The sequence below is a fragment of the Phenylobacterium sp. genome (assembly GCF_035569475.1).
GTDB lineage: Bacteria > Pseudomonadota > Alphaproteobacteria > Caulobacterales > Caulobacteraceae > Phenylobacterium.
In genome coordinates this window covers 1-25,151 of sequence record NZ_DATMNA010000020.1, presented here as the reverse complement: position 1 = coordinate 25,151, position 25,151 = coordinate 1, and the positions used below count along the sequence as shown (strand labels likewise).

Annotated in this window: 20 protein-coding genes; 12 read left to right on the top strand and 8 right to left on the bottom strand. The window is 70.6% G+C overall.

Annotation, left to right across the window (positions count from 1 at the left end; all coding sequences use genetic code 11):
* Positions 1–110: 110 nt before the first annotated feature.
* Positions 111–1,439 carry a sorbosone dehydrogenase family protein gene (locus VNW53_RS02900; protein ID WP_325553524.1) on the top strand — a complete coding sequence of 443 codons (1,329 nt, stop codon included), beginning with the start codon at positions 111–113 and terminating at the stop codon, positions 1,437–1,439.
* Positions 1,440–1,552: 113 nt separating this feature from the next.
* On the opposite strand, the gene VNW53_RS02895 is transcribed toward VNW53_RS02900, so the two are convergent.
* Positions 1,553–1,921 (bottom strand): VOC family protein, encoded by a 369-nt coding sequence (locus VNW53_RS02895; protein WP_325553523.1) that lies wholly within the window; start codon positions 1,919–1,921, stop codon positions 1,553–1,555.
* A gap of 139 nt (positions 1,922–2,060) precedes the next feature.
* Here VNW53_RS02895 and VNW53_RS02890 point away from each other — a divergent pair, with 139 nt between their 5' ends.
* Positions 2,061–4,472: a penicillin acylase family protein gene (locus tag VNW53_RS02890; protein ID WP_325553522.1), complete on the top strand. Its 2,412-nt coding sequence runs from the start codon at positions 2,061–2,063 to the stop codon at positions 4,470–4,472.
* 48 nt (positions 4,473–4,520) lie between these two features.
* The gene (locus VNW53_RS02885; protein WP_325553521.1) at positions 4,521–4,991 is read left to right on the top strand and encodes a hypothetical protein; all 471 of its coding nucleotides are present in this window, start codon (positions 4,521–4,523) and stop codon (positions 4,989–4,991) included.
* Here the strand turns inward: VNW53_RS02885 and VNW53_RS02880 are convergent.
* A complete protein-coding gene (locus tag VNW53_RS02880; RefSeq protein WP_325553519.1) occupies positions 4,988–5,680 on the bottom strand; it encodes an SDR family NAD(P)-dependent oxidoreductase in 693 nt (230 codons plus the stop codon). The genes VNW53_RS02885 and VNW53_RS02880 overlap by 4 nt on opposite strands.
* Before the next feature lie 9 nt (positions 5,681–5,689).
* A complete protein-coding gene (locus tag VNW53_RS02875) occupies positions 5,690–6,871 on the bottom strand; it encodes an acetyl-CoA C-acetyltransferase (protein ID WP_325553518.1) in 1,182 nt (393 codons plus the stop codon).
* Positions 6,872–7,272: 401 nt separating this feature from the next.
* Here VNW53_RS02875 and VNW53_RS02870 point away from each other — a divergent pair, with 401 nt between their 5' ends.
* Positions 7,273–8,151: an ice-binding family protein gene (locus VNW53_RS02870; RefSeq protein ID WP_325553517.1), complete on the top strand. Its 879-nt coding sequence runs from the start codon at positions 7,273–7,275 to the stop codon at positions 8,149–8,151.
* Between the two features lie 10 nt (positions 8,152–8,161).
* Here VNW53_RS02870 and VNW53_RS02865 read toward each other — a convergent pair whose 3' ends face one another.
* Positions 8,162–8,659: a GAF domain-containing protein gene (locus VNW53_RS02865; RefSeq protein WP_325553515.1), complete on the bottom strand. Its 498-nt coding sequence runs from the start codon at positions 8,657–8,659 to the stop codon at positions 8,162–8,164.
* Between the two features lie 88 nt (positions 8,660–8,747).
* On the opposite strand from VNW53_RS02865, the gene VNW53_RS02860 reads away from it, so the two are divergent.
* Together VNW53_RS02860 and VNW53_RS02855 are read left to right on the top strand one after the other, a co-directional pair.
* Positions 8,748–10,802 carry a S9 family peptidase gene (locus tag VNW53_RS02860; RefSeq protein ID WP_325553513.1) on the top strand — a complete coding sequence of 685 codons (2,055 nt, stop codon included), beginning with the start codon at positions 8,748–8,750 and terminating at the stop codon, positions 10,800–10,802.
* A complete protein-coding gene (locus VNW53_RS02855; protein ID WP_325553512.1) occupies positions 10,799–12,346 on the top strand; it encodes a M28 family peptidase in 1,548 nt (515 codons plus the stop codon). The genes VNW53_RS02860 and VNW53_RS02855 overlap by 4 nt, the downstream gene beginning before the upstream one ends.
* On the opposite strand, the gene ccmI is transcribed toward VNW53_RS02855, so the two are convergent.
* The 4 genes from ccmI to VNW53_RS02835 are packed head-to-tail and all read right to left on the bottom strand — an operon-like array spanning position 12,343 to position 16,491.
* Positions 12,343–13,536 carry a c-type cytochrome biogenesis protein CcmI gene (gene ccmI, locus VNW53_RS02850; RefSeq protein WP_325553511.1) on the bottom strand — a complete coding sequence of 398 codons (1,194 nt, stop codon included), beginning with the start codon at positions 13,534–13,536 and terminating at the stop codon, positions 12,343–12,345. The genes VNW53_RS02855 and ccmI overlap by 4 nt on opposite strands.
* Positions 13,536–14,000 carry a cytochrome c-type biogenesis protein gene (locus VNW53_RS02845; protein WP_325553509.1) on the bottom strand — a complete coding sequence of 155 codons (465 nt, stop codon included), beginning with the start codon at positions 13,998–14,000 and terminating at the stop codon, positions 13,536–13,538. The genes ccmI and VNW53_RS02845 overlap by 1 nt, the downstream gene beginning before the upstream one ends.
* Complete coding sequence (locus VNW53_RS02840) at positions 13,997–14,530, bottom strand: DsbE family thiol:disulfide interchange protein (RefSeq protein ID WP_325553508.1); 534 nt, start codon at positions 14,528–14,530, stop codon at positions 13,997–13,999. The genes VNW53_RS02845 and VNW53_RS02840 overlap by 4 nt, the downstream gene beginning before the upstream one ends.
* The gene (locus VNW53_RS02835; protein WP_325553507.1) at positions 14,527–16,491 is read right to left on the bottom strand and encodes a heme lyase CcmF/NrfE family subunit; all 1,965 of its coding nucleotides are present in this window, start codon (positions 16,489–16,491) and stop codon (positions 14,527–14,529) included. Before VNW53_RS02835 ends, VNW53_RS02840 begins: the two co-directional genes overlap by 4 nt.
* Before the next feature lie 164 nt (positions 16,492–16,655).
* Here VNW53_RS02835 and VNW53_RS02830 point away from each other — a divergent pair, with 164 nt between their 5' ends.
* From VNW53_RS02830 to VNW53_RS02805, 6 genes are all read left to right on the top strand, one after another.
* The gene (locus VNW53_RS02830; RefSeq protein ID WP_325553505.1) at positions 16,656–19,100 is read left to right on the top strand and encodes a cyclic nucleotide-binding domain-containing protein; all 2,445 of its coding nucleotides are present in this window, start codon (positions 16,656–16,658) and stop codon (positions 19,098–19,100) included.
* 3 nt (positions 19,101–19,103) lie between these two features.
* Complete coding sequence (locus VNW53_RS02825; RefSeq protein ID WP_325553504.1) at positions 19,104–19,976, top strand: hypothetical protein; 873 nt, start codon at positions 19,104–19,106, stop codon at positions 19,974–19,976.
* Between the two features lies 1 nt (position 19,977).
* Positions 19,978–21,819, top strand: coding sequence for a hypothetical protein (locus VNW53_RS02820; RefSeq protein ID WP_325553503.1), 1,842 nt, complete (start codon positions 19,978–19,980; stop codon positions 21,817–21,819).
* A 346-nt stretch (positions 21,820–22,165) separates the two neighbouring features.
* Positions 22,166–23,596 (top strand): class II fumarate hydratase, encoded by a 1,431-nt coding sequence (gene fumC, locus VNW53_RS02815; protein ID WP_325553501.1) that lies wholly within the window; start codon positions 22,166–22,168, stop codon positions 23,594–23,596.
* A 65-nt stretch (positions 23,597–23,661) separates the two neighbouring features.
* Positions 23,662–24,912, top strand: a complete 1,251-nt coding sequence (locus tag VNW53_RS02810; protein WP_325553500.1) for a threonine/serine ThrE exporter family protein — start codon at positions 23,662–23,664, stop codon at positions 24,910–24,912.
* A gap of 16 nt (positions 24,913–24,928) precedes the next feature.
* The coding region (locus VNW53_RS02805) for a DUF1275 family protein (protein WP_325553499.1) at positions 24,929–25,151 on the top strand (223 nt) is incomplete at its 3' end.

Sequence of the window (25,151 nt, the reverse complement as noted above, 5' to 3'; positions counted from 1 at the left end):
TGGACCTAAGCTGAACCCCCTTTACGGCCCTCGCGCAACGGCGACGCAGCGTCAGCATGCAACAGAGGCGGCGAAGCTTGGGTTATAAGGGCGTTCGGGAGACTCAAGACATGCGCCAATCCGCCCTCTTCGCCGCCGCGGCCTTCGCCGTCCTGTCGCTCAGCGCCTGCATGCCGGCGGGATCCTCCGACCCCTGGACCGGCTATGGGCCCAACCCGCCGTTGCCCAAGCCGCAGAGCGCGCTGATCCCCACGGTCGGCACGCCGAAGGTGGTGGGCTGGGCGCAAGGCGCCGCCCCGGTCGCGCCGAAGGGCTTCACCGTCACCCGCTACGCCGAGGGCCTGGACCATCCGCGCTGGCTCTACGTCCTGCCGAACGGCGACGTCCTGGTGGCGGAGTCGGCGTCGGAACCCTCGCCCGCCGACAAGTCGAACCAGGGCGTCAAGGGCTTCTTCCAGAAAATGCTGATGAAGAAGGTCGGCTCCGCCAAGCCCAGCCCGAACAAGATCTTCCTGTTGCGCGACGCGGACGGCGACGGCGTCGCCGAAAGCCGGATGATGTTCGCCCAGGGGCTGACGCGACCCTTCGGCATGACCCTTGTGGGCCACACCCTCTATGTCGCCAACGACAACGGCGTGGTGAGCTTTCCCTACGCCGACGGCCAGACCTCGGAGACGGGAACGGGACAGAAGGTGTTCGACCTGCCCGGGCCGCCGATCAACCACCACTGGACCAAGAACGTGGTGGCCAGCCGCGACGGGACCAAGCTCTACGCCACGGTCGGCTCCAACTCGAACGTCGGCGACAACGGCCTGGAGAACGAGACCGGCCGCGCGGCGATCTGGGAATACGACATCGCCACCGCCCGCGCGCGGATCTTCGCCAGCGGCATCCGCAACCCGAACGGCATCGACTTCGAGCCGACCACGGGGGTCATGTGGACCGTCTCCAACGAGCGCGACGAGATCGGCAACGACCTGCCGCCGGACTTCCTGACCAGCGTCAAGGACGGCGGCTTCTACGGCTGGCCCTGGAGCTACTGGGGCCACAACGTCGACGTCCGCGCCAAGCCGGCGAACCCGGAGATGGTCGCCAAGGCCATCGCGCCCGATTTCGGCCTGGGTCCCCACACCGCCTCGCTGGGCCTAGTGTTCTACACCGGCGCGGCCTTCCCGATGTCGTACCGCGGCGGGGCGTTCATCGGCCAGCACGGGTCGTGGAACCGCAAGCCCCTGAACGGCTACCAGGTGGTGTTCATCCCCTTCGCCAACGGCCGGCCGCAGAATGCGCCGCAGGCCTTCCTCACCGGCTTCCTGGACAGGCATCAGCAGATCCAGGGCCGCCCGGTGGGCGTGGTAGTCGACAAGACCGGCGCCCTGCTGGTCGCCGACGACGTGGGCGGCATCGTCTGGCGGGTGACCCCGACGCCCGCGAAGTAGTCCCCTTCCCTGCCGCTGGGCGGGAAGCGGGACCGCCGGCGACGCCACGCGACGAGCCCATCGCTGGAAGGACCGGCCTCGATCTCGGCGCGGCCGACCCCAATCGGGCGCGACTATTTCCCCGTGTAGAAGACGCAGAGCTTGTTGCCGTCCGGATCGCGGAAATAGGCGCCGTAGAAGCCCTCCATCCGCTGGCCGGGCGCGCCTTCGCACGTCCCGCCGGCGGCGATCGCGGCGGCGTGCGCGGCGTCGGCGATCTCGCGGCTGGGCGCCGGGATGCCGAACATGGAGCCGTTGCCGGGCGTGGCCTCCCCGCCGTCGTAGGGGGTGCAGACCGCCAGCAGGGTCTGGCCGACGCCGCCGTAGAACTGCATGCGGTCGAAGGCCATGGTCCGCTTGCCGCCCAAGGCGCCGATCACCGGATCGTAGAAGCTGCGGGCGCGGTCGAGGTCGTTGGTTCCGATTGTGGCGTAGCCGATCATGGCGTTTCCCCTGCTCAGGGTGGCAGACAATCCCAATCAAAACGCCGATAGCCCAACCTCTGCAAGGCCGCGTGGACGAAAGCCGCGATCTGTCGTCAACTCCAATCGACCAGTGCGGGGAGCGGCGGGAATGGCGGGCATGGACAGGCTGTTGGCGGGCGTTGTGGCCGGCGCGCTGTTGGCGGGCGCGGCGCAGGCGGAGCCGGGCTCGACGGCGGTCAGGCGCGAGGCCTGGAGCGTCGCGGGCCTGAACGCTCCGGCCCAGATGGTGGTCGACCGCTGGGGCATCCCGCACATCTTCGCCGGCTCCTCCCGGGACGCCTTCTTCCTGCAGGGCTACAACGCCGCCCGCGACCGGCTCTGGCAGATCGACCTGTGGCGCAAGCGCGGCCTGGGCCGCCTCTCCGCCAGCTTCGGGCCGTCCTATGTGGCGCAGGATCGCGCCGCGCGGCTCTTCCTCTATCGCGGCGACATGGCGGCGGAGTGGGCGGCCTACGCGCCGGGCGCGCGCGACGCGGTCGAGGCCTTCGCCGCCGGCGTCAACGCCTATGTGGCCGAGGTGAACGCCGGCAAGCGGCCGCTGCCCGTCGAGTTCAGGCTGACCGCCAGCCGGCCGGAGGCCTGGGCGCCGGAGGACATCCTGCGCATCCGCAGCCACGCGCTGGTCTCCAACGTCGCCTCCGAAGTGGCCCGCGCCCAGGTGGCCTGCGCCGCGGGCCTGCCGGCCGACCGCCTGCGCCGCAAGCTCGAGCCGCCGCACGCCACCGCCGTCCCGGCCGGCCTCGACCCCTGCGCCGTGCCCGCCGACGTGCTGAAGGACTACCTGCTGGCCACCGAGCCGGTGAGCTTCGAGGCCCTGGCGCCCGGCGGGAAGACGGCCGAGGCCGAGCCCTCCGCCCAGGTGAAGCTCGCCCAGGCGCTCGACGCCTACCAGAACGAGGGCTCCAACAACTGGGTGATCGCGCCCTCGCGCACGGCGACTGGCCGGCCGATCCTGGCCAACGACCCGCACCGGCCGGTAGGCGCGCCGTCGCTGCGCTACATCGTCCACCTGAACGCGCCGGACCTGGACATCATCGGCGCGGGCGAGCCGTCACTTCCCGGCGTCTCCTTCGGCCACAACGCCCAGATGGCCTGGGGCCTGACCATCTTCTACATCGATCAGGAGGACCTCTACGTCTACGACACGAAGGGCGACTCCTACCGCTACAAGTCCGGCTCCGAGCCGATGAAGGTGGTCCGCGAAAGCATCGAGGTGAAGGGCGAGGCGCCGCGCGAGGTCACGCTGAAGTTCACCCGCCACGGCCCGGTGCTGGCCGAGACGCCAGACACTGGAAAGGGGGCCCACGCCTTCGCCATGCGCACCGTCTGGAACCTGCCGGGCGCGTCCGGCTATTTCGGCTCCTCGCGGATGTGGCGGGCCAGGTCCTGGGCGGACTTCAAGAGCGGCCAGGAGTCCTGGGGCACGCCGCCGCTGAACCTGGTCTTCGCCGACACCAGCGGCGACATCGGCTGGTCCGCCGCGGGCCTGACGCCGGCCCGGCCCAACTGGGACGGCTTGCTTCCGGTCCCCGGCGACGGGCGCTACGAATGGGCCGGGATGATGCCGGAGAGCCAGCTCCCGGCCCTGCACAACCCGCCCAGGGGCTTCGTCGCCACCGCCAACCAGATGAACCTGCCGGCCGACTATCCGGCCAACCGGACCATCAGCTACGAGTGGGCCGACCGCTCGCGGATCACCCGCATCGAGGAGGTGCTGGGCGCGCTGCCGAAGGCGACGCTCGCCGACTCCATGGCCCTGCAGACCGACAGCCACGACGCCCTGTCGCGCCGGACCATCGCGCTGCTGAAGGGGCTGAGGTCCCCCGACCCGTCCGTCGCCCGCGCCCTGGAACTGCTCCGCGGCTGGGACAACGACGAGACCACCGGCAGCGCCGCGGCCGCCATCTACCAGGTCTGGGCCACCAATCACCTGGGCAAGGCGGTGGTCGCCGCCGTCATCCCGCCGGCCGCCCGCGACGTGGTCGGCTCCGGCAGCATCGACGGCGTGGTCACCTGGCTGGAGACGCCCGAGGCCGCCTCGACCCGCGACGCCCTGCTGCTCACCAGCCTCGCCGAGGCCGTCGGCGACCTGGAGACCCGCCTGGGCCCCGACATGGCGAGCTGGAGCTGGGGGCGGCTGCATCACGCCGATTTCACGCCGCCCGCGGCCGTCCTCGCCGACCGCCAGCTCGCCCGGCAGATGAGCACCGGCGCCCTGGAGATCCCCGGCTCGGCGCAAAGCCCGCGCGCGGCCACCTATCGCCCCAGCGACTTCAACCAGACCGCCGGCGCCTCGGTGCGCCTGGTGATGGACGTGGGAGCCTGGGACAACTCCGTGGCCGTCAACACGCCCGGGCAGTCGGGCGACCCGTTCAGCGTCCACTACCGCGACCTCTTCCCGCTGTGGGCGTCCGGCGCCTACGTGCCCCTCGACTTCAGCCGCGCCGCCGTCGACCGCGACGCCGAGTTGGTGGTCACCCTGACGCCGCAGGTGTCGAATCCGCGGTAGCTGAATCGTCTACCTGGGGCCGCCTCTTGGGGCCGCAGGAGACTTGGGATGGACTCGCAGATCAATCGTAGGGGATGCCTCGGCATTGCGGTCGCCGCCGCGGCCGGCCCGCAGGCGAAGGCGGCGGACACGGCGATCTCGCTCGGCGATCGGGCGCACTTCCTGGCGCGGCCGGAATTCCGCGACGCGCTGGTGGCGTGCTTTTCGAAGGTGCTCGGCTGCGGCGAGCCGACGGTTCTGCCCGCCCACGACCCCGCCGGGCCGATCCTGGCGTTCAGGTTCCCCAGCGGCGGCTCGGTCAGCGTGCAGTTCACGGCCGGGGCGCTCGACGAGACCGCGGCCCGGCGCGGCGCCTGGCTGGAGCTCAGGTGTGCGGACCCCTCGGCCCTGGAAGCCGCCGTGCTCGCGGCCGGCCTGCCGCAGATCCGCTATGCCGCCACGACCACCTTCTATTTCGCCGCGCCGGGCGGTCAGGTGTTCGGCCTCGCGCGCCAGGATCGCCGCGAGCTCGCGGGCTAGACCCTTCCCGTCACCGGGATCAGGGCGCCGGTGACGGCGCTGGCGTCCTCGCCGGCCAGGAACAGCATGACGGCGGCGAGCTCGTCCGGCCGCACCCAGGCGGCGAAGTCGGCCTTGGGCATGTCGGCGCGGTTGGTCGGCGTGTCGAGGATCGAGGGCAGGACGGCGTTGACGGTCACGTCGTCGGCCTTCAGCTCTTCGGCCAGGCTCTCGGTCAGACTGTGCACGCCGGCCTTGGACGCCGCATAGGGCCCCATGCCCATCGAGGCCTTCAGCGCGGCGTTGGCGCCGACGTTGACGATGCGGCCCGACTTGCTCTCACGCAGGTAGGGAATGGCCGCGCGGCTGGCGTTCGCGGCGGTCTGGACGTTCATCAGGAACAGCCGATGCCAGCCCTCGGCGAGGCTGGTCTCCAGCGTCTCCCACCGGAAGCCGCCGGCGATGTTCAGGAGCACATCCAAGCCGCCGAAACGGTCGGCTACGGCGTCGATGGCCGCTCCGGCCGCCACCGCGTCGGTGAGGTCGACGCCACCGAGCACCAGCACGTCGCCGCCGTCCGGCAATCCCGGCGGCGGCGTCTTCGCAAAGTCGATCAGCGCCAGCCGCGCGCCCTGCGCCGCCGCGGCCCTGGCGACGGCGGAGCCGAGGGCGCCGAACGCGCCTGTGATGGCATAGACGCGACCGGCCATCGGGCCCGCCTAGAGGCGTTCCACGATCGTCACGTTGGCGAGGCCGCCGCCCTCGCACATGGTCTGCAGGCCCCACTTCTTGCCGCGGGCCTTCAGCGCGTGCAGCAGGGTGGTCATCAGCTTGGTGCCCGAGGCGCCCAGCGGGTGGCCGAGCGCGATGGCGCCGCCATTGACGTTGAGCTTGGCCGGATCCGCGCCCGTGGTCTTCAGCCAGGCCACCGGCACCGAGGCGAAGGCCTCGTTGACCTCGAAGAGGTCGATGTCGTCGATCGACATGCCGGCCTTCTTCAGCGCCCGCTCGGTGGCCGGAAGCGGAGCTTCCAGCATGATCACCGGGTCATGGCCGATGAGCGTCAGGTTGTGGATGCGCGCCAGCGGCGTCAGGCCATATTCCTTCAGCGCCTTCTCAGAGACGACCATCACGCCGGAGGCGCCGTCGCAGATCTGGCTGGAGGTGGCCGCGGTGATCGCCCCGCCCTCGCGCAGCAGCTTCACGCCGCGGATCGCGTCGAGGCTGGAATCGTAGCGGATGCCTTCGTCGCTGTCGTGGCGGACGACATTGCCCTCGGCGTCCTTGCCGTCCCGGCCGTCGACCGCGACGATCTCGTCCTTGAAGGCGCCGGCCTGGGTGGCGGCGATGGCGCGCTGGTGGGAGCCGTAGGCGTATTCGTCAAGCTGGTCCTTGGTCAGGCCGTACTTGGCGGCCATCATCTCGGCGCCCATGAACTGGCTGAACTGGATGTTCGGATAGCGCTTCTGCTGGTTCGGGCTCATCGGATTGCCGAAGCCCTCCTTGGCCGGCAGGGCGACCGACAGGCCCATCGGCACGCGGGTCATGCTCTCGACGCCCGAGGCGATCACCACGTCCATGGTGCCGCTCATCACCGCCTGGGCGGCGAAGTGCAGGGCCTGCTGCGAGGAGCCGCACTGCCGGTCGACGCTGGTGGCCGGCACGCTCTCCGGCAGCTTGGACGCCAGGACCGCGCCGCGCGCGATGTTGGTGGCCTGTTCGCCCACCTGCATGACGCAGCCCATGACCACGTCCTCGACCACGGCCGGGTCGACGCCCGTACGGTCGATCAGCTCGTTCAGCACCACCGCGCCCAGGTCGGCCGGGTGCCATTCCCGGAGACGTCCGCCCTTGCGACCGCCGGCGGTGCGCGTCGCAGCTACGATATAGGCTTCGGCCATGGCCGTGCTCCCTGGTGAAATTCCAGCGCTCTATGGCGCGTCAAAACGACTGTGTGAAGGCGCCGCTGCGTAAGACAAGACCGGTTGACGCGAACGTCAACCATTGCGCCTCCCGCCTGTGGCAATGGCGCGTTCGGCGCGGGCTAGGCCGACGCCGCGAAAGCGAATGGCTGGTTCCGTCCCTTGAACCCGTCCCCGCCCTGCGCGGCCAGACCAGGCTTGGTCTAGAGCCCGCCAAACTTCAGAAGCAATCGGAGAGTTGAAATAAAATAAACTACCAATGGTTGCCGACAGATTGGAACCATCGGTTGTTCTGAGATTTTCGCCCGATGGCAGTTCATGGGAAATTCCGGAACATTCCGCATTTCCTCTCGAATATTTTCTCCATGAGGTAAATCGATATGGAATACGTGGGCGCTTCCATGAACATTCCCGCGCGCTGGGTACTCGCGATCCCGGTCGCCGCGCTCTTGTGTTTGACCTCCCCGGCATCCGCGGCCCCGCTTCTGGGTTCGGCGGAGAGCTTCGCGGTTCTGGGGGCGTCCACGGTGACCAATACCGGCTCGACCACGATCAACGGCGACCTGGGCCTTTTTCCGGGCTCGTCGATCACGGGCCTGGGGTCCGTCACCCTCACCGGCGCCGTGCATCAGACCGACGCGGTCGCCCATCAGGCCGAGATCGACGCCGGCAAGGCGTTCGCGACCCTGGGCGCGCTGAGCTTCACCTCCGACCTGACGGGGCACGATCTCGGCGGACTGATCCTGACCCCGGGGGTCTACAAGTTCGACACTTCAGCGCTGCTGACGGGAACGCTCACGCTCAACTTCGCCAACGACCCGGGCGGGTACTTCGTGTTCCAGATCGGCTCGACGCTCACCACCGCCAGCGGCTCGTCCGTCAATGTCCTGAACGGCGGCGCCGACAGCGGCGTCTACTGGGATGTCGGAAGCTCCGCGACGCTCGGCACGACCACGACCTTCGCCGGCAACATCCTCGCCGACCAGAGCGTCACCCTGAACAACAGCGCGCGGATCCTGTGCGGCCGGGCGATCGCCTTGAATGCGGCTGTCACCATGGACACCAACACCATCTCCAGCAACTGCGCGGGCGGTGGCGGCTACGACTCGGGCCGCGGCGATTTCGGCAGCCAGGGCTTCAGCGGCTCCGGCGCCGCCAGCGGTCCCGTGCCGGAACCCGCCGCCTGGGCGCTGATGCTCGCTGGCTTCGGCGCGGCCGGCGCGGCCCTGCGCCGTCGGCGAGCGGCGTTCGCGATCTAGACGCCGGTCGCTAGTCCGCGAAGGTGTCCTGCAGAATGCCTTCCAGCCAGTCGGCGTCCACCTGGTCGAAGGCGCCGGTGACCTCCGCGTCCACGTCGAACACCGCGATCAGCCGCCCGTCGGCGTCCACCACCGGCACCACGATCTCGCTCCTGGAGCGGCTATCGCAGGCGATGTGGCCAGGGAAGGCCTCCACGTCTTCGACGATCTGGGTCTGGCGGGTCCGCGCCGCCGCCCCGCAGACGCCGCGGCCGAAGGCGATGCGCAGGCAGCCGAGCGTGCCCTGGTAGGGCCCCACCACCAGCTCCTCGCGCTTGTCCGGGTCGACCACATAGAATCCGGTCCAGAAATAATGGTCGAAGCTGGCGGCCAGCATGGAGGCGACCGTCGCCATCCGCGCCGTCAGGTTCGGCTCGCCGTCCAGCACCGCGGCGATCTCCTCGGCCACGGCGGCGTAGCGGCTTGCCTTGTCGGCGGGCAGGATCTTGTCGTTGAAGGCTTCGGCCATGGCGCCAGCATGTAGCGACCCGCGCCGCGCTGGACAAACCCTCCCGGCGCAGCCTTTCTAGGCGCGCGTCAAGTTTCGGGGATTTTCCATGCGTCTTGCCTTGCTCGTGTCCGCGCTCGCGATCGCGTGTGCGTCGTCCGTCGTCGCGCCCGCCGCCGCCCAGGTCGCGGACGGCCCCAACCGCATGTTCCAGGGCCGCGACATCTTCGGCCTGCGCGCGGCCGGCGACCCGCAGGTGCGGCCCGACGGCGGCATGATCGCCTATGTCCGCACGACCCAGGACATCATGACCGACAACGGCCGTCCCTCGATCTGGCTGATCGACCCGGCGACCGGCGCCCAGACGCCGCTGGCGGCGGACGACACGGCGAACCTGCACCCGGTCTGGTCGCCCGACGGGACGCGCATCGCCTACATCTCCGCCGGCCCCGGCGGCGCCCAGCTCTATGTGCGGTGGATGGCCACGGGACACTCGGCCAAGGTCGCCAACCTGGAGCAGGCGCCCAACGCCATCACCTGGTCGCCGGACGGCAAGACGCTGGCCTTCGTCATGCTGACGCCGGTCCCGCCGCAGCCGCTGGGCGCGCCCATGGCGGCGCCTCCGGGGGCCAAATGGGCCGAGCCGCTGAAGCTGATCGAGCGCGTCACCTACCGCCGCGACGGCGCGGGCTACATCCGGCCCGGCTACCGTCACCTGTTCACGGTGTCCGCCGACGGCGGCCAGCCCCGGCAGATCACCTTCGGCAAGTTCGACGAGGGCGGCCAGCTCGCCTACACCCCGGACGGCAAGGGCCTGCTGTTCTCGTCCAACCGCTCGAAGGACTGGGAGCGCGACGCCGGCGAGAGCGACATCTACGAGGTCTCCGTCGCCAACGGCGCCATCACCCAACTGACCACCCGCAAAGGCCCCGACCAGGCGCCGACGCCCTCGCCGGACGGGAGCAAGATCGCTTACGTCGGCTTCGACGACAAAGGCCACCGCGGCTACGACAACATCCACCTCTACGTCATGGACCGCGACGGCAAGAACAGCCGCGTGATCAACGGCGACTTCGACCGCAGCGTGGGCGCCCCCGTCTGGGCCGCCGACGGCAAGAGCCTCTATGTCGACTACGCCGACCACGGGATCACCAAGATCGCCCGCGTCACCCTGGACGGGAAGATGCAGGAGGTCGCGAGCGGCCTGACCGACGGCGCGGAGATGGACCGGCCCTACACTGGCGGGTCGTTCTCGGTCGGCAGGAACGGGCTGGTCGCCTTCACCATGGGCGACGCCTCCTCGCCGCCGGACATCGGCGTGGTCAAGGGCGGCAAGACCGTCAAGCTCACCCACCTCAACGAGGACCTGTTCGCCGACAAGACCCTGGGCAAGGTCGAGCCCCTGGCGGTCAAGTCCTCCTTCGACGGCAAGCCGATCGACGCCTGGCTGGTGACCCCGCCCAACTTCGATCCGTCGAAGAAGTACCCGCTGATCCTGGAGATCCACGGCGGCCCGTTCGCGGCCTATGGCCCGGTGTTCTCCACCGACGACCAGCTCTATGCGGCCGGCGGCTATATGGTGGTCTACGCCAACCCACGCGGGTCGACGTCCTATGGCGACGCCTTCGCCAACGAGATCGACAAGAACTACCCCAGCCACGACTACGACGACCTGATGAGCGCCGTGGACGCCGCCGTCGCCAAGGGCTCGGTCGATCCGAACCACCTCTACGTCACGGGCGGCTCCGGCGGCGGGGCGCTGACCGCCTGGATCGTCGGCAAGACCGCCCGCTTCCGCGCCGCCGCGGCCCAGAAGCCGGTGATCAACTGGACCAGCGAGGTCCTCACCACCGACGGCTACAACTTCATGGCCACGTCCTGGTTCGGCAAGATGCCGTGGGAGGACCAGGCGAACTACTGGCGGCGCTCGCCCCTGTCGCTGGTGGGCAACGTCACGACGCCGACCCTGGTGATCGTCGGCACCGACGACCACCGCACCCCGCCGTCCGAGGCGGAGCAGTTCTTCGACGCCCTGCAGATCCGCGGCGTGCCCACCGAGATGATCCAGGTGCCGGGCGCCTCGCACGGCGGGCTGGCGGAACGGCCCTCGCAGGCGGCGGCCAAGGCCAATGCGATCATGGCCTGGTTCCATCGCTACCAATGAGACTGCGTCCCTTCCTGACCGGCCTTGCGCTCATCGGCGCTTGCGCCGGCGGGGCGAGCGCCGCGCCGCCCCGTTCCGCCGGGATCAAGGACCCGGACACCAAGGCCTGGTGGCAGATCGCCGAGGCGCTCTCCTCCGACGCCATGGAGGGCCGCGATGTGGGCTCGCCGGGGCACCATCGCGCCGCCCTGATCGTCGCCGCCCGTTTCAAGACCGCGGGCCTCAAGCCCGCCGGCGACAACGGGACCTATATCCAGACCTTCCCGGTTCATGAGAGCCGGGTCGAAAAGGACGGCACCTGGTTCCGCGTGACCCAGCCCGGCGCCGCGCCCACGCCGCTCGCCTTCCTCCACGACATCACCGTGCGGGCCGCCGACGAGCTGCCCCCCGCGCTCGACGCGCCCATGACCTTCCGCGGCTACTGCGGGCCCAAGGATCTCGACGGCGCCAGGGGCAAGGTGGTGGTCTGCTTCAACACCAAGCGGACCGGTCTTCCCAGCGCCGGCCAGCGGGTCCAGTCGGCGATGGCCGCCGGCGCCGCGGGCCTGATCCAGGTCGACGACCCCTATTTCACCGTCGAGCCGCCGCGCTGGCCCGCGGCCTATGCGCGGAGCGTGGCCATCGCGGGCTCGCCCTCGCCGGCGGCGCCCGGCCTGCCGGTGATGACGCTGAGCGCGGCCGCCTTCAAGACGGTGATCGCCGGCGCGGACCACGACGCCGACGAGGTGCTGAAGCTGGGCGGCGACCGAAAACCCCTGCCGGCCTTCGACCTGCCCGGCCGGTTCCAGGCCCAGTTCCACCTGACGAAGCGCGATTTCAAGGCCGAGAACGTGCTGGGCGTCCTGCCCGGCCGCGATCCTGCGCTGAAGGACCAGTACCTGGCGCTCTCGGCCCACCTCGACGGCTACGGCTATGGCGAGCCGGTGAACGGCGACAACCTCTACAACGGCGCGCTCGACGACGCGGCCTATGTCGGGACCCTGATCCGCTTCGCCGACAAACATAAGGGCAAGCCGCTGCGCCGCAGCGTGATCATCGCGGCCTTCACCGGCGAGGAAAAGGGCCTGCTCGGCGCCCACTGGTTCGTGGACCATCCCACCGTGCCCAAGGCCGCCGTCGTCGCCGACATCAACCTCGACCAACTTCGGCCGCTGTTCCCGCTGGAACTCATGACGGAACTGGCGGTCGACGACACCACGCTCGGCCGCACCTCCCGCAAGGTCGCGGGCTCAATGGGCATCCGCATCCAGCCCGATCCCGAGCCGGAGCGTAGCCTGCTGACCCGCGCCGACCACTGGCCGTTCATGCAGGCCGGCATCCCGGGAACCGGCTTCATTTTCGGCTATGTCCCGGGGACAGAGGCCGAGCGGCGCTATCGCGAATGGTACCAGATCCGCTACCACCGCCCGCAGGACGACCTGACCCAGCCGATGGATTTCGACGCGGCCGGCAAGTTCAACCGCTTCTTCTACAAGCTGGCGGAAACCGTCGCCGACGCCGACGCCAAGCCGACCTGGCTGAAGCCTCCGCCGGCGGCCCGCTAGACCCCTGGCACGCCCGCGCCGGCGGCCGTCTGGCGCAGCGCCGCCTGGTCGGCCGGGGAGCCGGCGAAGGCCTTGGCGGCGTCGCGGTAGGCCTGGGCCGCGGCCTGCGGCTGGCCCAGCACCATCCGCGCGCGGATCAGCCGCTGCCAGCCGTCGAGGTCGTGCGGATTGGCCTTCAGGCTGGCGGCCTGTTTCTCGACCATGCCCTCGATCATCGCCTGGCGGCCCTGCGCGCTCATCTGGCCGGCGGCGGCGACCTGGTCGGAGGTGGGGCCCGGGGCCGGCGCGGGACCGGCCTCGGCGACCGCCGCCGGCGCGGGCGGCAAGCGTCCCGTGAGATCGACGTGGCGCTCCTGCGCGACCTTCTCCACGAAGGTGCGGACCTCCGGGGCCCAGGGGGCGTCCGGCGGCGCGCTCTTCAGAAGCGCGATCCAGTCGTCCATCGCCCCCTTGGCGTCGCCCTTCTGGTCCTTGGCGACGGCCAGGTAGTAGCGGGCGCGCGGATCGGCGGCGTCGAGCGAGGCGGCCTTTCGGAAGATGTCCTCGGCGGCCGGGGTCACCTGGCCCTGGGCGGCCAGCACCGTTGCCTCGCCCTGGGCCGACAGGTACTCGCCGTTGTGCGGGTCCAGCGCCACCGCGCGGCCGTAGGCGGTGGCGGCGTCGGCGTTGCGGCCCACCTGCAGGTAGGACCAGCCCAGCATCCGCCAGCCCTCCGCGTCGTTGGGCGATTGCTTCATGCGGGTCTCGAGCTGGCCGATCATCGAGGCCACCTCGCCGTTCGGATGGCCCGGCGGCAGCGCGCCGGCGCCGCCGGCGCTCGCCGTGGCCTGTCCCGAGGCGGCGGCCGGTTGGCCGATCTTCAGGTAGAGGCCGGTGGCGGCCAGCACCACGACGGCGACCAGGCCGAGCGCCAGGATCAGCAGGGTGCGCTCGCTGAGCGGCCGCGCCGGGGCGTCCGGCTCCTTGCCCTCGGCCAGCACCCGGCGTTTGACGTCGGCCTTGAGCGCCTCGGCCTCGTCGGCCGGCAGGGCGCCGGCTGCGGCCTGGGCCTCGATCTCGCCGATCTGGCCCTTCAGCACCTCGGCGACCGAGCCGCGGGCGGTGCGCGCCGCGTCATGGCGGCGGACCAGCGGGATGGCCAGGCCCACGGCGGCGAACGCGACCATCAGGGTCAGGATCATCCAGAGCATCAGTCGCCTTTGTCCGCCGCCAGCAGCCGCGCCGCCTCCGCCTCGTCCGCCACGGAAAGCGGGGACTCAGGACGGGCGGCCCGGCCCCGCATGTAGACCGCCACGCCGGCCCCGCCCAGCAGCAGCACCGCCAGCGGACCGAGCCAGAGCGCCCAGGTGTCCGGCTGGAACGGCGGCTTGAGCAGCACGAAGTCGCCGTAGCGGGCGACCAGATAGTCCACCGCCTGCCTGTCGCTGTCGCCGGCGGCGATACGCTCGCGCAGGATCACCCGCAGGTCGTGCGCCAGCGGCGCGGCGGAGTCGTCGATCGACTGGTTCTGGCAGACCAGGCAGCGCAGCTCCTGGCTGAGCGCGCGGGCGCGAGCCTCCTGCGCGGGATCGCGAAGCTGCTCGTCCGGCGTCACCGCCAGGGCCGGGCCGGCGAGCGCCAAGGCCGCCGCCGCGATCAGCGCCAGGCGCCTCACGATTCCGCCTCCAGCTTGGCCATCAGGGGCGCGATGGTCCGGCTCCAGACCTCCGGCGTGATGGCGCCGACCTGGCGGTATCGGACCCGGCCGCGCCGATCGAGCACGAAGGTCTCCGGCACGCCGGAGACGCCCAGGTCGATGCCGGTGCGTCCGCTCGCGTCATTGCCGGCGCGCACATAGGGGTCGCCGTTGGCCGCCAGCCAGCGCGCGCCGTCCGCGGCGTCTTCCTTCCAGTCGAGGCCCGCGATCTTCACGCCCTCGGCCTTCAGCCGCAGCAGCACCGGGTGCTCCTCCTTGCAGGGCCCGCACCAGGAGGCGAAGACGTTGAGCAGCACCGGCTCGCCGGTCAGCTCCGCCGAGGCGAACCCCGGCTCGCCGGGCCGTAGCGGCGCGAGCGCGAAGGCCGGCAGGGGCTTGCCGATCAGCATCGACGGCAGGATCGCCGGATCGCGCCGCAAGCCGACCATGAAGCCTGCCAGGACCAGGACGAACAGGGCCACCGGCAGGAGGGCGAGCGCGCGTCTCATTCCGCCGGCGCCGGGACCAGCGCGGGCCGGGGCGCGCGGGCGGCGACGCCCAGGCGCAGCCGCCGGTCGCAGAGCGAGACCAGGCCGCCGAACGCCATGACGAAGCCGCCGATCCAGATCCAGACGACCAGCGGATGGTCCCACAGCCTGACCACGACGCCGCCGTCCGCCTCATCCCCACCGGAGATGTAGAGGTTGCCCAGCGGGGTGACGTGGATCGCCGCCTCGGTGGTCTGGCTGGTGGCGTAGGCCCGCCGCTCGGCGACCAGGGTGTAAGGCCCGCCCCGGCCGGTGATGTCGAACCTCGCCTGCCGCGCCTGGTAGTTGGGGCCGTCCGCCAGGCCCACGGACTCGAGCGTGATGGTGCGCCCGGCGAAGACGGTGGAGTCGCCCGGACGCATGGTCAGGACCTTGTCGCTGTGCCAGGCGGTGACGCCGGTCACGCCCAGTAGCAGCAGGCCCAGGCCCGCATGCGCCAGCGACAGGCCCAAGACCGCCGGCGGCGTGGTGCGGATCGATCGGCGCAGGTTCGCCCGCCCGGCCCACCAGCGCCGCGCCGGGATCGCCAAGGCGCCGGCCACCAGCCAGGCGGCAAGGCCCAGGGCGGCGGCGGAGACCACGCCCTTCCAGCCGACCGTGACCAGGCCGACCAGGACCGCCGCCGCGGCGACGCCCGCCGGGATGCGGACGCGGCGCAGGACCGCAGCCGCCGCGTCCCGCTTCCAGTTCAGCATCGGCCCGAACACCACCAGGGCCAGCAGCGGGATCGCCAGCGGGGCGAAGGTGCGCGCGTAATAGGGCGGGCCCACCGAGATCTTGTCGCTGCCCACCAGCTCGATGAACACCGGGCTGAAGGTGCCCAGGAACACCGTCGCCGCAAGCGCCACCAGGAAGAGGTTGTTGAGCGTGATCCCACCCTCCCGCGAAAGCGGCGCGAAGAGGGCGCCGGTGCGCAAGGATGGCGCGCGCCAGGCGTAGAGGCCGAGCGCCGCGCCGGTGGTCACGGCGATGATGCCCAGGATGTAGATCCCGCGCCTCGGATCCACGGCGAAGGCGTGCACGCTGGTCAGGATGCCGGACCGCACCAGGAAGGTGCCCACCAGGCTCAGCGAGAAGGTCAGGATGGCCAGCAGGATCGTCCAGCTCACCAGCGCCCCGCGCCGCTCCAGCACCAGGGCCGAATGCAGCAGGGCCGTGCCCAGCAGCCAGGGCATCAGGGAGGCGTTCTCGACCGGGTCCCAGAACCACCAGCCGCCCCAGCCCAGCTCGTAGTAGGCCCAGAGGCTGCCCAGCGTGATGCCGGCCGTCAGCGGGACCCAGGCGGCCAGCACCCAGGGCCTCACCCACCGCGCCCAGGCCGCGTCCACACGGCCCTCCAGCAGGGCCGCCACGGCGAAGGCGAAGGCCACCGAGAAGCCGACGTAGCCCAGGTAGAGCAGCGGCGGGTGGCTGACGAGGCCGGGGTCCTGCAGCAGCGGGTTGAGCTCGGTCCCCTCCAGCGGCGCCAGCGACAGCCGCAGGAACGGGTTGGAGGTGAAGATCAGGAAGCCCAGGAAGGCGACGCCGATCAGCCCCTGCACGCCCAGCACCCGAGCCTGCAGGGTCTCGCGCAGGGTCCCGCCGAACAGGGACACGCCGGCGCCGTAGATCGCCAGGATCAGCACCCAGAGCAGCATCGAGCCCTCGTGGCTGCCCCAGGTGGCGGCGAAGCGGTAGGCGAGCGGCTGCTGGCTGTTGGAATGCTGCGCCACCAGCGCCACCGAGAAGTCGCAGGCGACGTAGCTGGCCGCCAGGCAGGCGAAGGCCAGGATGACGAAACCGCCCTGCAGCACGGCCGCCGCGCGGCCTAGCGCCATCAGCACCGGCTCGCCGCGCTGCGCGCCCCACAGCGTAGCTCCGGCCTGCACCACGGCCAGGACGAACGCCAGAATCAGCGCGAACTGCCCGACTTCCGCAGCCATGGTCTTTTATGCTCCCCTCCGGCTGTGCGGCGCTTCGGGCGCATTGTCACGGCACGGGAAATGCTACAGTGCCAAAGGTTCGCGGGGGCGTGAAGCCGTAAGCCGTCCGAGGTGTCCGCCGATTGGGCGCGACGACGGCCGGGTATGGGGTTCTGAGGCCAGGAATGTCGGAGGTGTTTCGGATTGCGATCGTGGGATCGGGCCCATCGGGCCTGAGCGCCGCCGCGCACGCCGCCGCCAAGGGCGTCAGCCACGTCCTGCTGGAGAAGACCGACCACCTGTCGGACACCATCTTCCGCTACCAGAAGGGCAAGCACGTCATGGCGACGCCGGCCCAACTGGTGCTGCGCTCCGACTGCGACTTCGCCGCCGGCAAGCGCGAGGCGGTGCTGGCCCAGTGGAACGCCGACGCCGCCAAGGCCGGGGTCAACGTCCGCTACAACGCCGAGGCCAAGGCGATCACCGGCGCCAAGGGCGACTTCTCCATCGCCTTGACCAACGGCGACGTGATCCGCGCCGAGACGGTGGTCCTGGCCATCGGCACCCAGGGCAATCCCAACCTGATGCGCTGCGACGGCGCCGCCCTGCCCCACGTGCAGTACCAGCTCGACGACCCGGCCGAGTACATCGACGAGCACATCTTCGTCTTCGGCGGCGGCGACGCGGGCATCGAGAACGCGCTGGGCCTCGCCGCCGACCAGGCGCAGGGCAACGTCGTCACCCTGGTCAACCGCTCGGCCGACTTCGCCCGGGCCAAGGACGCCAACGTCAAGGCCCTGAACTCGGCGCGCGACGCAGGCCGGATCACCATCCTCTCGGAGACCACCCCCAGCGCCATCGAGCCCGGCTGGGTGACGGTGGAGACCCCTCAAGGGACCGCCCGCCACAAGTGCGACCGGATCATCGCGCGCATGGGCTCGGCGCCGCCGCGCAAGTTCGTGGAAGCCGCGGGCGTGGCCTTCACCAGCGAGGCGGCCAGCGCTTTCCCGCAGCTCTCGCCGACCTTCGAGGGCACGACGCCGGGCATCTATGTGATCGGCGCGCTGGCCGGCTATCCGCTGATCAAGCACTGCATGAACCAGGGCCACGACGTGGTCGAGTACATCTGCGGCGCCACCGACCTGAAGCCCGCCGACGAGCCGATCCTGGAGGCCAAGCTGGCCGGCCTGCCGGGCAGGCTGTCGGTGTCCGAATGGCTGGAGTTCCTGCGCACGCGGGTCGAGATCCTCTACGGCCTGTCGCCGTTGCAGATGCGCGAGTTCCTGCTGGATTCCGACGTGCGCGCCTTCCGCGCCGGCGAGGTGATCTTCGAACGCAACGGGGTCGGGTCCTCGCTGTTCGGCATCGCCCAGGGCTCGGTCCTGGTGGAGGTCGACCCGAAGAACCCCAAGATCACCGTGCCGATCCCGGCCGGCTCGATCTTCGGCGAAGTCGGGCTGATCTCCGGCCGCCGCCGCGGCGCGACGATCCGCGCCGGCGAGAACACCATCGTCATCGAGATCCCGCGGACCGCGGCGCTCAAGCTCATGGCCCAGGTTCAGGAGGCCCGCGAGGCGGTGAACCGCATCACCACCGAGCGGCAGATCCTGCAGATCTTCAAGTCAGGCCTGACGCCCGCGGACCTCGCCGAAGTGCTGCCCGAGGCCCAGACGATGGAGGTCAAGGCGGGCCAGCCGATCATGACCGAGGGCGACGACGGCGACGACCTCTTCATCATCCGCTCCGGCTCGATGATCGTGGAGAAGACGGTGGGCGGCAAGAACGTCTTCCTCTCCTACGTCCCGGCCGGCTCCTACTCCGGCGAGATGGCGCTGCTGGACGGCGGACGCCGCACCGCGACCGTGAAGGCCGCGATCCGCTCCCAGGTCGTGAAGCTGCCCGCCGCGCCGTTCCGCCGGCTGCTGGCCAAGAAGCCCGAGCTCCTCAAGCGGATGCGCGACGAGGTGGACTCCCGGCGCAAGGTCAACGCCTTCGTCGAGGACCAGAAGGACAACTTCGGCGGCGTGGTGGACATGTACTCCTCCGTCGCCCGCTTCCTGATCGACCAGGGGCTGGGCGAGGCCACCGACGTCCTGCTCATCGACGAGAGCCTCTGCGTCGGCTGCGACAACTGCGAGAAAGCCTGCGCCGACAGCCACGACGGCCTGTCGCGGCTGAACCGGGAGGCCGGCAAGACCTACGCCCAGATCCACGTGCCGACCTCCTGCCGGCACTGCGAGCACCCCTATTGCATGACCGACTGCCCGCCGAACGCCATCCAGCGCGGGCCCGACGGCGAGGTGTTCATCTCCGACGCCTGCATCGGCTGCGGCAACTGCCAGCGCAACTGCCCCTACGACGTGATCCAGATGGACAAGCCGCCGCCGGAAAAGCCCGGCCTCCTGGCCTGGATGCTGTTCGGCAAGGGCCCTGGCCCGGGCGAGCCGGACAAGGCCTGGCGCGAGAAGCAGCCGAAGGGACCGGTGGAAAAGGGCAAGGTCGCCATCAAGTGCGACATGTGCCGCGGCAAGTCCGGCGGGCCGGCCTGCGTCCGCGCCTGCCCGACCGGCGCCGCGATCCGGGTCTCGCCCGAAGAGTTCCTCTCCGTCGCGCTCATGGAGCGAGGCTAGGCCTTGGCGGTCGCAGGCGGGCAGACACAGCGGCGCAAGACCGCGGCGCACGAGAGCTTCCTGCGCCATGGCGGATTCCTGTTCGCCAAGGTCGCGGTCGCGCTCAGCGTCCTCGCCGCCGTCGCCTATTTCCTGGTGGACGCGCGGCCGCACCGGGGCGGCGGGACGGTCGTCGGCTATGCGCTGGGGACGATCGGGGCCCTGCTGATCGTCTGGCTGGCCCTGCTGGGGCTGCGCAAGCGGGCGATCACCGATGGCCACTATTCCCTGAAGGCCTGGGTGTCGGCGCACGTCTACCTGGGCCTGTCGCTGACGGTGATCGCCACCCTGCACACCGGCTTCCGGTTCGGCTGGAACGTCCACACCCTGGCCTACGGCCTGATGCTGCTGGTGATCGCCTCGGGCGCCATCGGCGTCTGGGCCTACGTCACCCTGCCCAGCGCGCTCAGCAACAACCGCGGCGAGACCACCCGCAAGCAGATGCTGGCGCAGATCCACGCCCTGGACGAGCAGATCCACGAGGCGGCCCAGCCGCTGCAGCGCGCCGAGGCCGACATCGTGCGCCTCTCGCTGGAGGAGACCGACATCGGCGGCGGCTTCTGGCGGCGGCTGTTCGGCTACTACGGCGACTGCGCCAACGCCGGCGCGCTCGTGCGCCTGCGCCCGTCCCTGACGATCGCGACCGGCAAGGAGGCCGACGCCCTGCGCAAGGTCTCCGACCTGTTGCAGCGCAAGGCCGACGCCCTGTCGCTGGCGCGGCGGCAGATGCACATAACAGCTCTTTTGGAAGCTTGGCTGTTCGTGCACGTTCCGGCGACCTTCGCCCTGCTGGCGGCGCTGACCGTGCACATCGTCAGCGTTTTCCTCTACTGGTGACATGACCCAGGCGATCACGCTCCGAATGATCACCCGGCAGGCGGGCGGCGGCGAGATCGTCCGCACCAAACGCCTGGAGTGGGACGACGCCTCCATCGGCCGCGCCGTCGAGAGCGACATCTACCTGCCCGACCTGGCGGTCGACATGGAGCACGCGCTCCTCAAGGTCACCGGCCAGGGCCGGGTCGGCATCGAGTCGCTGAGCGGGCGCCCTTTCCTGGTAGACGACAAGCCCGCGACCCGCGTGGAGCTCGAGGTGGTGCGCGGCCACAAGGTGACCTTCGGCGAATACGACCTGCTGCTCGGCCAGGGCGGCGAGGGCGACATCGCGATCACCGTGATGCGCCGCGAGGAGGAGCACCACGCCTCCGTCAGCCTGTTCTCCCTGAAGGCCACGCTGTTCGGGCGCCGCAGGATGGCCTGGACGCTGGGCCTGGCGATCCTGGCGCTGTGCCTGATCCTGCCGCTGGCCGGCCGCGCCTGGCTGCAGCACAGCCGCATCCATCCCGACCAGCAGTGGTCGACGGGCCCGCTCTCCAAGGCCCACGCCTTCCTCGACAAGGACTGCCAGGCCTGCCACGCCAAGGCCTTCGTGGCGGTGCGTGACGAGACGTGCCTCGGCTGCCACAGGGCCAACCCGGACCCCGCCGCAGCCGCCCGCATCGACGCCAGGGTCACCGCGGAGGGCAGCCCCTTCCTGCCGCTCCTGGTCTCCGAGCACGCCGACCACGCGAAGCTGGCGCGCGCCATGCCGCCGCCGGCGACGCTGCGCGGCCGGGTCGCCGGCGTCTTCGAGACCGCCCTGAACCACCCGGCGGACCGGTGCGCGAGCTGCCACCGCGAGCACACCACCGCCCCGCCCGACCCTGCCGTGCCCAGGACCGCCGACGTGGTCCGCCCGGGCAAGCCCGCCCTGGTGGTGGTCAGCGATTGCGCCGGCTGCCACAGCCGCCTGAAGATGCGCCTGCCGTCCACCGAACTGATCGACACGCCGGACTGGAACCGCCACCCCGACTTCCGCCCCCGGGTCACCGTCGGCTTCGACGGCCCGCAGCCGCGGGTGCAGCGCGTGTCGCTGACAGGCCACCCGCAGGAACAGAACGGCCTGACCTTCTCGCACCGCATCCATATGAACCCGGTGGGCGGCGTGGCGCGGCAGGGCCAGGCGCTGGGCGCCGCGCGGGGCTATGGCGCGGCGCTCACCTGCGAGTCCTGCCACCGGCCGGACGGCGGCGGATTCAAGCCGATCGAGATGGAGCGCGACTGCGGCGCCTGCCACTCCCTGGCCTTCGCCCAGGTCGGCGGGACCTTGCAGACCCTGCGCCACCACGACATGCGCAACATCGTGGGCGTCTTGCGCGGCTCGCTCACGCCGGCCGATGCGGCCAGCGTCGAGCCGGCGGTGCTGCGGCGCGCGCTGGCGCCCGGCGGCCTCTGCGTCGACTGCCACACCGTGCGCCCCTCCGCCGGCCCCCTGGGCGGCGAGATCGCCCCGGTTCACCTCGCCGGCCGCATGCTGCCCTGGGGCGACTTCAACCACAGTGTCGCGGCCCACGCCGGCGTCGGCAAGGGCGCGGCGATCTGCGCCGACTGCCACAAGGCCACGACATCCGACCATGCGTCGGACCTGCTGATCGAGGGGATCGCCACCTGCAAGGCCTGCCACGGCAAGACCGAGCACGACACCACCGCCTTCGCCGGCGCCCAGTGCTCCGAGTGCCACGGCTTCCACAGCCCCGGCCAGGCGCCCGCCACCGGCCAGGACCGCCTGTTCACCGCGCTCGGCCTGCCGGCGGGCGTGAAGCCAAGGGGGCTGCCGACCCTCGGCCCACAGGCGCCTTAGCCGCTCGCCACGCAGCGTGGGGTCTCGACTAAAATCGAGACACCCAAAATCGGGACACATACGACTTTCGGCGCGGCTCAAATGGCGGGTGGTCGGCGAACTTGTGCGTGTCCCCGCTTGCCCGCCGCGAGGCCAGCGCTCGGGCCCGGGCAGGCGCCTCATTTGGACGGTCCCGGGCTCTCGTGCAGGCCGTTATCGATGTCGACAAATGTTGATTTGCGTTCCGGCGGCCCGACGCGCTCGATTTCGCCGACGCGGACGCTCCGCCGCTGCGGACCGACCGCATGCCCGACCGACTAGCAGGCTCATCAGACCTTCGGTGCAGCAGGCGGAACGGAGATTGGCGATGGTCGAGGTTCGCAAGGAATTTGACAGTCTCGGCGAAGTGGACGTCCCGGCCGACCGGCTCTGGGGTGCGCAGACACAGCGCTCGCTGGAGCATTTCAGCATCGGCAAGGACCTGATCCCCAGGGAGATGATCGCGGCCTACGCCACGCTCAAGAAGGCCGCGGCGACGGCGAACCACAAGGATGGCCGGCTCCAGGACGAGCAATTCCGGCTGATCGTCCAGACGTGTGACGAGATCCTCGCGGGCCAGCACCAGGACATGTTCCCGCTGCATGTGTGGATGACCGGCAGCGGCACCCAGTTCAACATGAACGTCAACGAGGTGATCTCGAACCGCTGTTGCCAGCTCGCCGGCACGCCGCTCGGCAGCAAGACGCCGGTTCACCCCAACGACCACGTCAACATGGCCCAGTCGTCGAACGACAGCTTCCCGTCGGCCATGAACATCGCCGCGGCGGTCAATGTGAAGGCGCGCCTCATCCCGGCGATCACCGCGCTGCGGGACGCCTTCGACGTCAAGTCGAAGGCGTGGAGCGACATCGTCAAGATCGGTCGGACCCATATGCAGGACGCCACTCCGCTGACGCTGGGCCAGGAATGGTCCGGCTACGTCGGGATGCTCACGGACGACCTGGAGCGGATCGAGAGCGCCCTGGGCGGCGTCTACCGCCTGGCGCTGGGCGGCACGGCGGTCGGCACCGGCATCAACTCGGCGCCGGGGTTCGCCGAAGCATCGGCCGCCGAGATCGCCAAGCTGACGGGCCTGCCGTTCGTCACCGCGCCCAACAAGTTCGCGGTGCAGGGCGCCCACGACGCCCTGGTCTTCCTTTCGAGCGCGCTGCGCGGCCTGGCGGTGTCGCTCTACAAGATCGCCAACGACATCCGGCTGATGTCGTGCGGCCCGCGCGCCGGTTTCGCCGAACTGGAGATTCCCGAGAACGAGCCCGGCTCCTCGATCATGCCGGGCAAGGTCAATCCGACCCAGTGCGAAGCGCTGGCGATGATCGCCGTCCAGGTGATGGCGAACGACGTCGCCGTCGGCTTTGGCGGCGCAGGCGGCTATCTGGAGATGAATGTCTACAAGCCGCTGATCATCTTCAACGTCACGCACGCGATCACGATCCTGACGGACGGCGCGGTCAACTTCCGGACCTTCCTGGTCGAGGGGACGAAACCCAACCTCAAGAAGATCAACGAGTACGTCGAGCGGTCGCTGATGCTCGTCACCGCGCTGTCGCCGGTCATCGGCTACGACAAGGCCTCCAAGATCGCCCACTACGCGATGGACAACGACCTCACGCTGAAGGCGGCGGCCCTGAAGCTGGACTTCGTCAGCGAGGCTGAGTTCGATCGGATCGTCGATCCTCGCAAGATGATCCAGCCGTTCGTCGCGGCCGACTCCAAGGCGCCTGAGCCCGCGCACGTTTGAGCTATGGTGCGGTGGCGCGTCCGGCTCGGGCGCGCCACCGACCCGCCCGCAGGATGGCGACCGCGATGACGTTCGAGGAGCGCTCCGACCTTGTCCTCGCCGCCGCCAAGGCGCTGTACGTCAACGGTCAGTCAACGGAGCACACCCTGGCCGCAGCCGGCAGGCTTGGTGAGAGCCTCGGTCTCCGGGTCACGGCCCTCGCCCGCTGGGGCGAGCTCTCCCTCCAGGCCGACAACGGAGCGGAGAGGCTGGTCCGCGCCATAGCCGCCGACCCGACCGGCGTCGACATGGACCGCGTCGCCTGCGCCATGCACCTGATCGACAGGGCGGCCGCCGGCGAACTGTCGCCGGACGCCGCAAGAACCGAGGTCGGGGCGATCTCGAAGAAGCCTCCAGCCCCGACCTGGCTGTTCGCCATCGCGGCGGCGGCCGGGGCCGCGGCGTTGAGCGTGATCTTTGGAGTCCACCATCTCGCCGCCGTCGCCCTGATCGCCGCCAGCGCCGGCGCCGGCGCCGTCCTTCGCCGGGGTCTGGCGCGGCTGAGCGCCAACGTCTTCCTGCAGCCATTCTGCGCGGCCCTGCTCGCGGGCGCGGTCGGCGCCCTGGCCGTCCGCTACCAGCTCAGTTCGTCGTTACGTCTCGTCGCGGTCTGCCCCTGCATGATCCTCGTGCCGGGACCCCACCTGCTCAACGGGGGCCTCGATCTCATCCGGGGCCGAATCTCTCTGGGCGCGGCGCGGATCGTCTTCGCAGGCCTCGTGGTGGTTGCGATCTCGACGGGGCTGCTGTTCGGCCTGGCGCTCTTCGGCGCGGACCTGCCGGTCGATCCCGCGGGCCGGGCCGTGCCGCTGTGGCAGGACACGATCGCGGCCGGCGTCGCCGTCGCCGCTTACAGCATCTTTTTCTCCACGCCGTTGCGGATGCTTGGCTGGCCCGTGGCCATCGGCATGTTGGCCCACGCCCTCAGATGGGCCGCGATGACCGGCGCGGGCTTCGGCGCCGCCGCCGGCGCCCTGGCGGCCTGCCTGACCGTCGGTCTGGTCCTGACGCCTATCGCCAACCGCCTGCAGATGCCCTTCGCCGCCGTCGGGTTCGCCTCGGTGGTGTCGATGATGCCCGGCGTCTTCCTGTTCCGCATGGCCAGCGGGCTCGTGCAGATCGCCGGCGGTCCGAGCGCGGATCCGTCCGTAATCGGCGAGACTCTGTCCAACGCCGCGACCGCAGCAACCATCGTCCTGGCTATGAGCCTAGGGCTGCTCACGCCGAAACTGCTGATCGACGGCCTGGGTGAACGCGCCCGGCGCCGGGCCCCCTGACTTGCGGAGGAACGCCATGTCCGGGACGAAGTCCGGCGCGGCCGCGGTCTCGCCTCACATTCCCGCGTTTTCGCTTTCGCAGAAACGCCTGCCGGCATTGCTGGCCGTCATCGCCGGTATGGTCGACCTCACCGGCTTCCTCACGCTCGGCAACGTCTTCACCGCCCACGTCACGGGCAATCTGGTGGTGCTGGCCGCTGTGGCCGTGCGGGGCGGCCCGCTCAACCTGGCCCAGGCGC

Excerpts from the sequence above, each read along its gene's own strand:
- VNW53_RS02870 (WP_325553517.1), top strand. The coding sequence starts at position 7,273 with ATGGAATACGTGGGCGCTTCCATGAACATTCCCGCGCGCTGGGTACTC.
- ccmI (WP_325553511.1), bottom strand. The coding sequence starts at position 13,536 with ATGCTCTGGATGATCCTGACCCTGATGGTCGCGTTCGCCGCCGTGGGC.
- VNW53_RS02860 (WP_325553513.1), top strand. The coding sequence starts at position 8,748 with ATGCGTCTTGCCTTGCTCGTGTCCGCGCTCGCGATCGCGTGTGCGTCG.
- VNW53_RS02895 (WP_325553523.1), bottom strand. The coding sequence starts at position 1,921 with ATGATCGGCTACGCCACAATCGGAACCAACGACCTCGACCGCGCCCGC.
- VNW53_RS02880 (WP_325553519.1), bottom strand. The coding sequence starts at position 5,680 with ATGGCCGGTCGCGTCTATGCCATCACAGGCGCGTTCGGCGCCCTCGGC.
- VNW53_RS02840 (WP_325553508.1), bottom strand. The coding sequence starts at position 14,530 with ATGAGACGCGCGCTCGCCCTCCTGCCGGTGGCCCTGTTCGTCCTGGTC.
- VNW53_RS02835 (WP_325553507.1), bottom strand. The coding sequence starts at position 16,491 with ATGGCTGCGGAAGTCGGGCAGTTCGCGCTGATTCTGGCGTTCGTCCTG.
- VNW53_RS02830 (WP_325553505.1), top strand. The coding sequence starts at position 16,656 with ATGTCGGAGGTGTTTCGGATTGCGATCGTGGGATCGGGCCCATCGGGC.
- fumC (WP_325553501.1), top strand. The coding sequence starts at position 22,166 with ATGGTCGAGGTTCGCAAGGAATTTGACAGTCTCGGCGAAGTGGACGTC.
- VNW53_RS02885 (WP_325553521.1), top strand. The coding sequence starts at position 4,521 with ATGGACTCGCAGATCAATCGTAGGGGATGCCTCGGCATTGCGGTCGCC.
- VNW53_RS02810 (WP_325553500.1), top strand. The coding sequence starts at position 23,662 with ATGACGTTCGAGGAGCGCTCCGACCTTGTCCTCGCCGCCGCCAAGGCG.
- VNW53_RS02875 (WP_325553518.1), bottom strand. The coding sequence starts at position 6,871 with ATGGCCGAAGCCTATATCGTAGCTGCGACGCGCACCGCCGGCGGTCGC.
- VNW53_RS02900 (WP_325553524.1), top strand. The coding sequence starts at position 111 with ATGCGCCAATCCGCCCTCTTCGCCGCCGCGGCCTTCGCCGTCCTGTCG.
- VNW53_RS02890 (WP_325553522.1), top strand. The coding sequence starts at position 2,061 with ATGGACAGGCTGTTGGCGGGCGTTGTGGCCGGCGCGCTGTTGGCGGGC.
- VNW53_RS02855 (WP_325553512.1), top strand. The coding sequence starts at position 10,799 with ATGAGACTGCGTCCCTTCCTGACCGGCCTTGCGCTCATCGGCGCTTGC.
- VNW53_RS02820 (WP_325553503.1), top strand. The coding sequence starts at position 19,978 with ATGACCCAGGCGATCACGCTCCGAATGATCACCCGGCAGGCGGGCGGC.
- VNW53_RS02865 (WP_325553515.1), bottom strand. The coding sequence starts at position 8,659 with ATGGCCGAAGCCTTCAACGACAAGATCCTGCCCGCCGACAAGGCAAGC.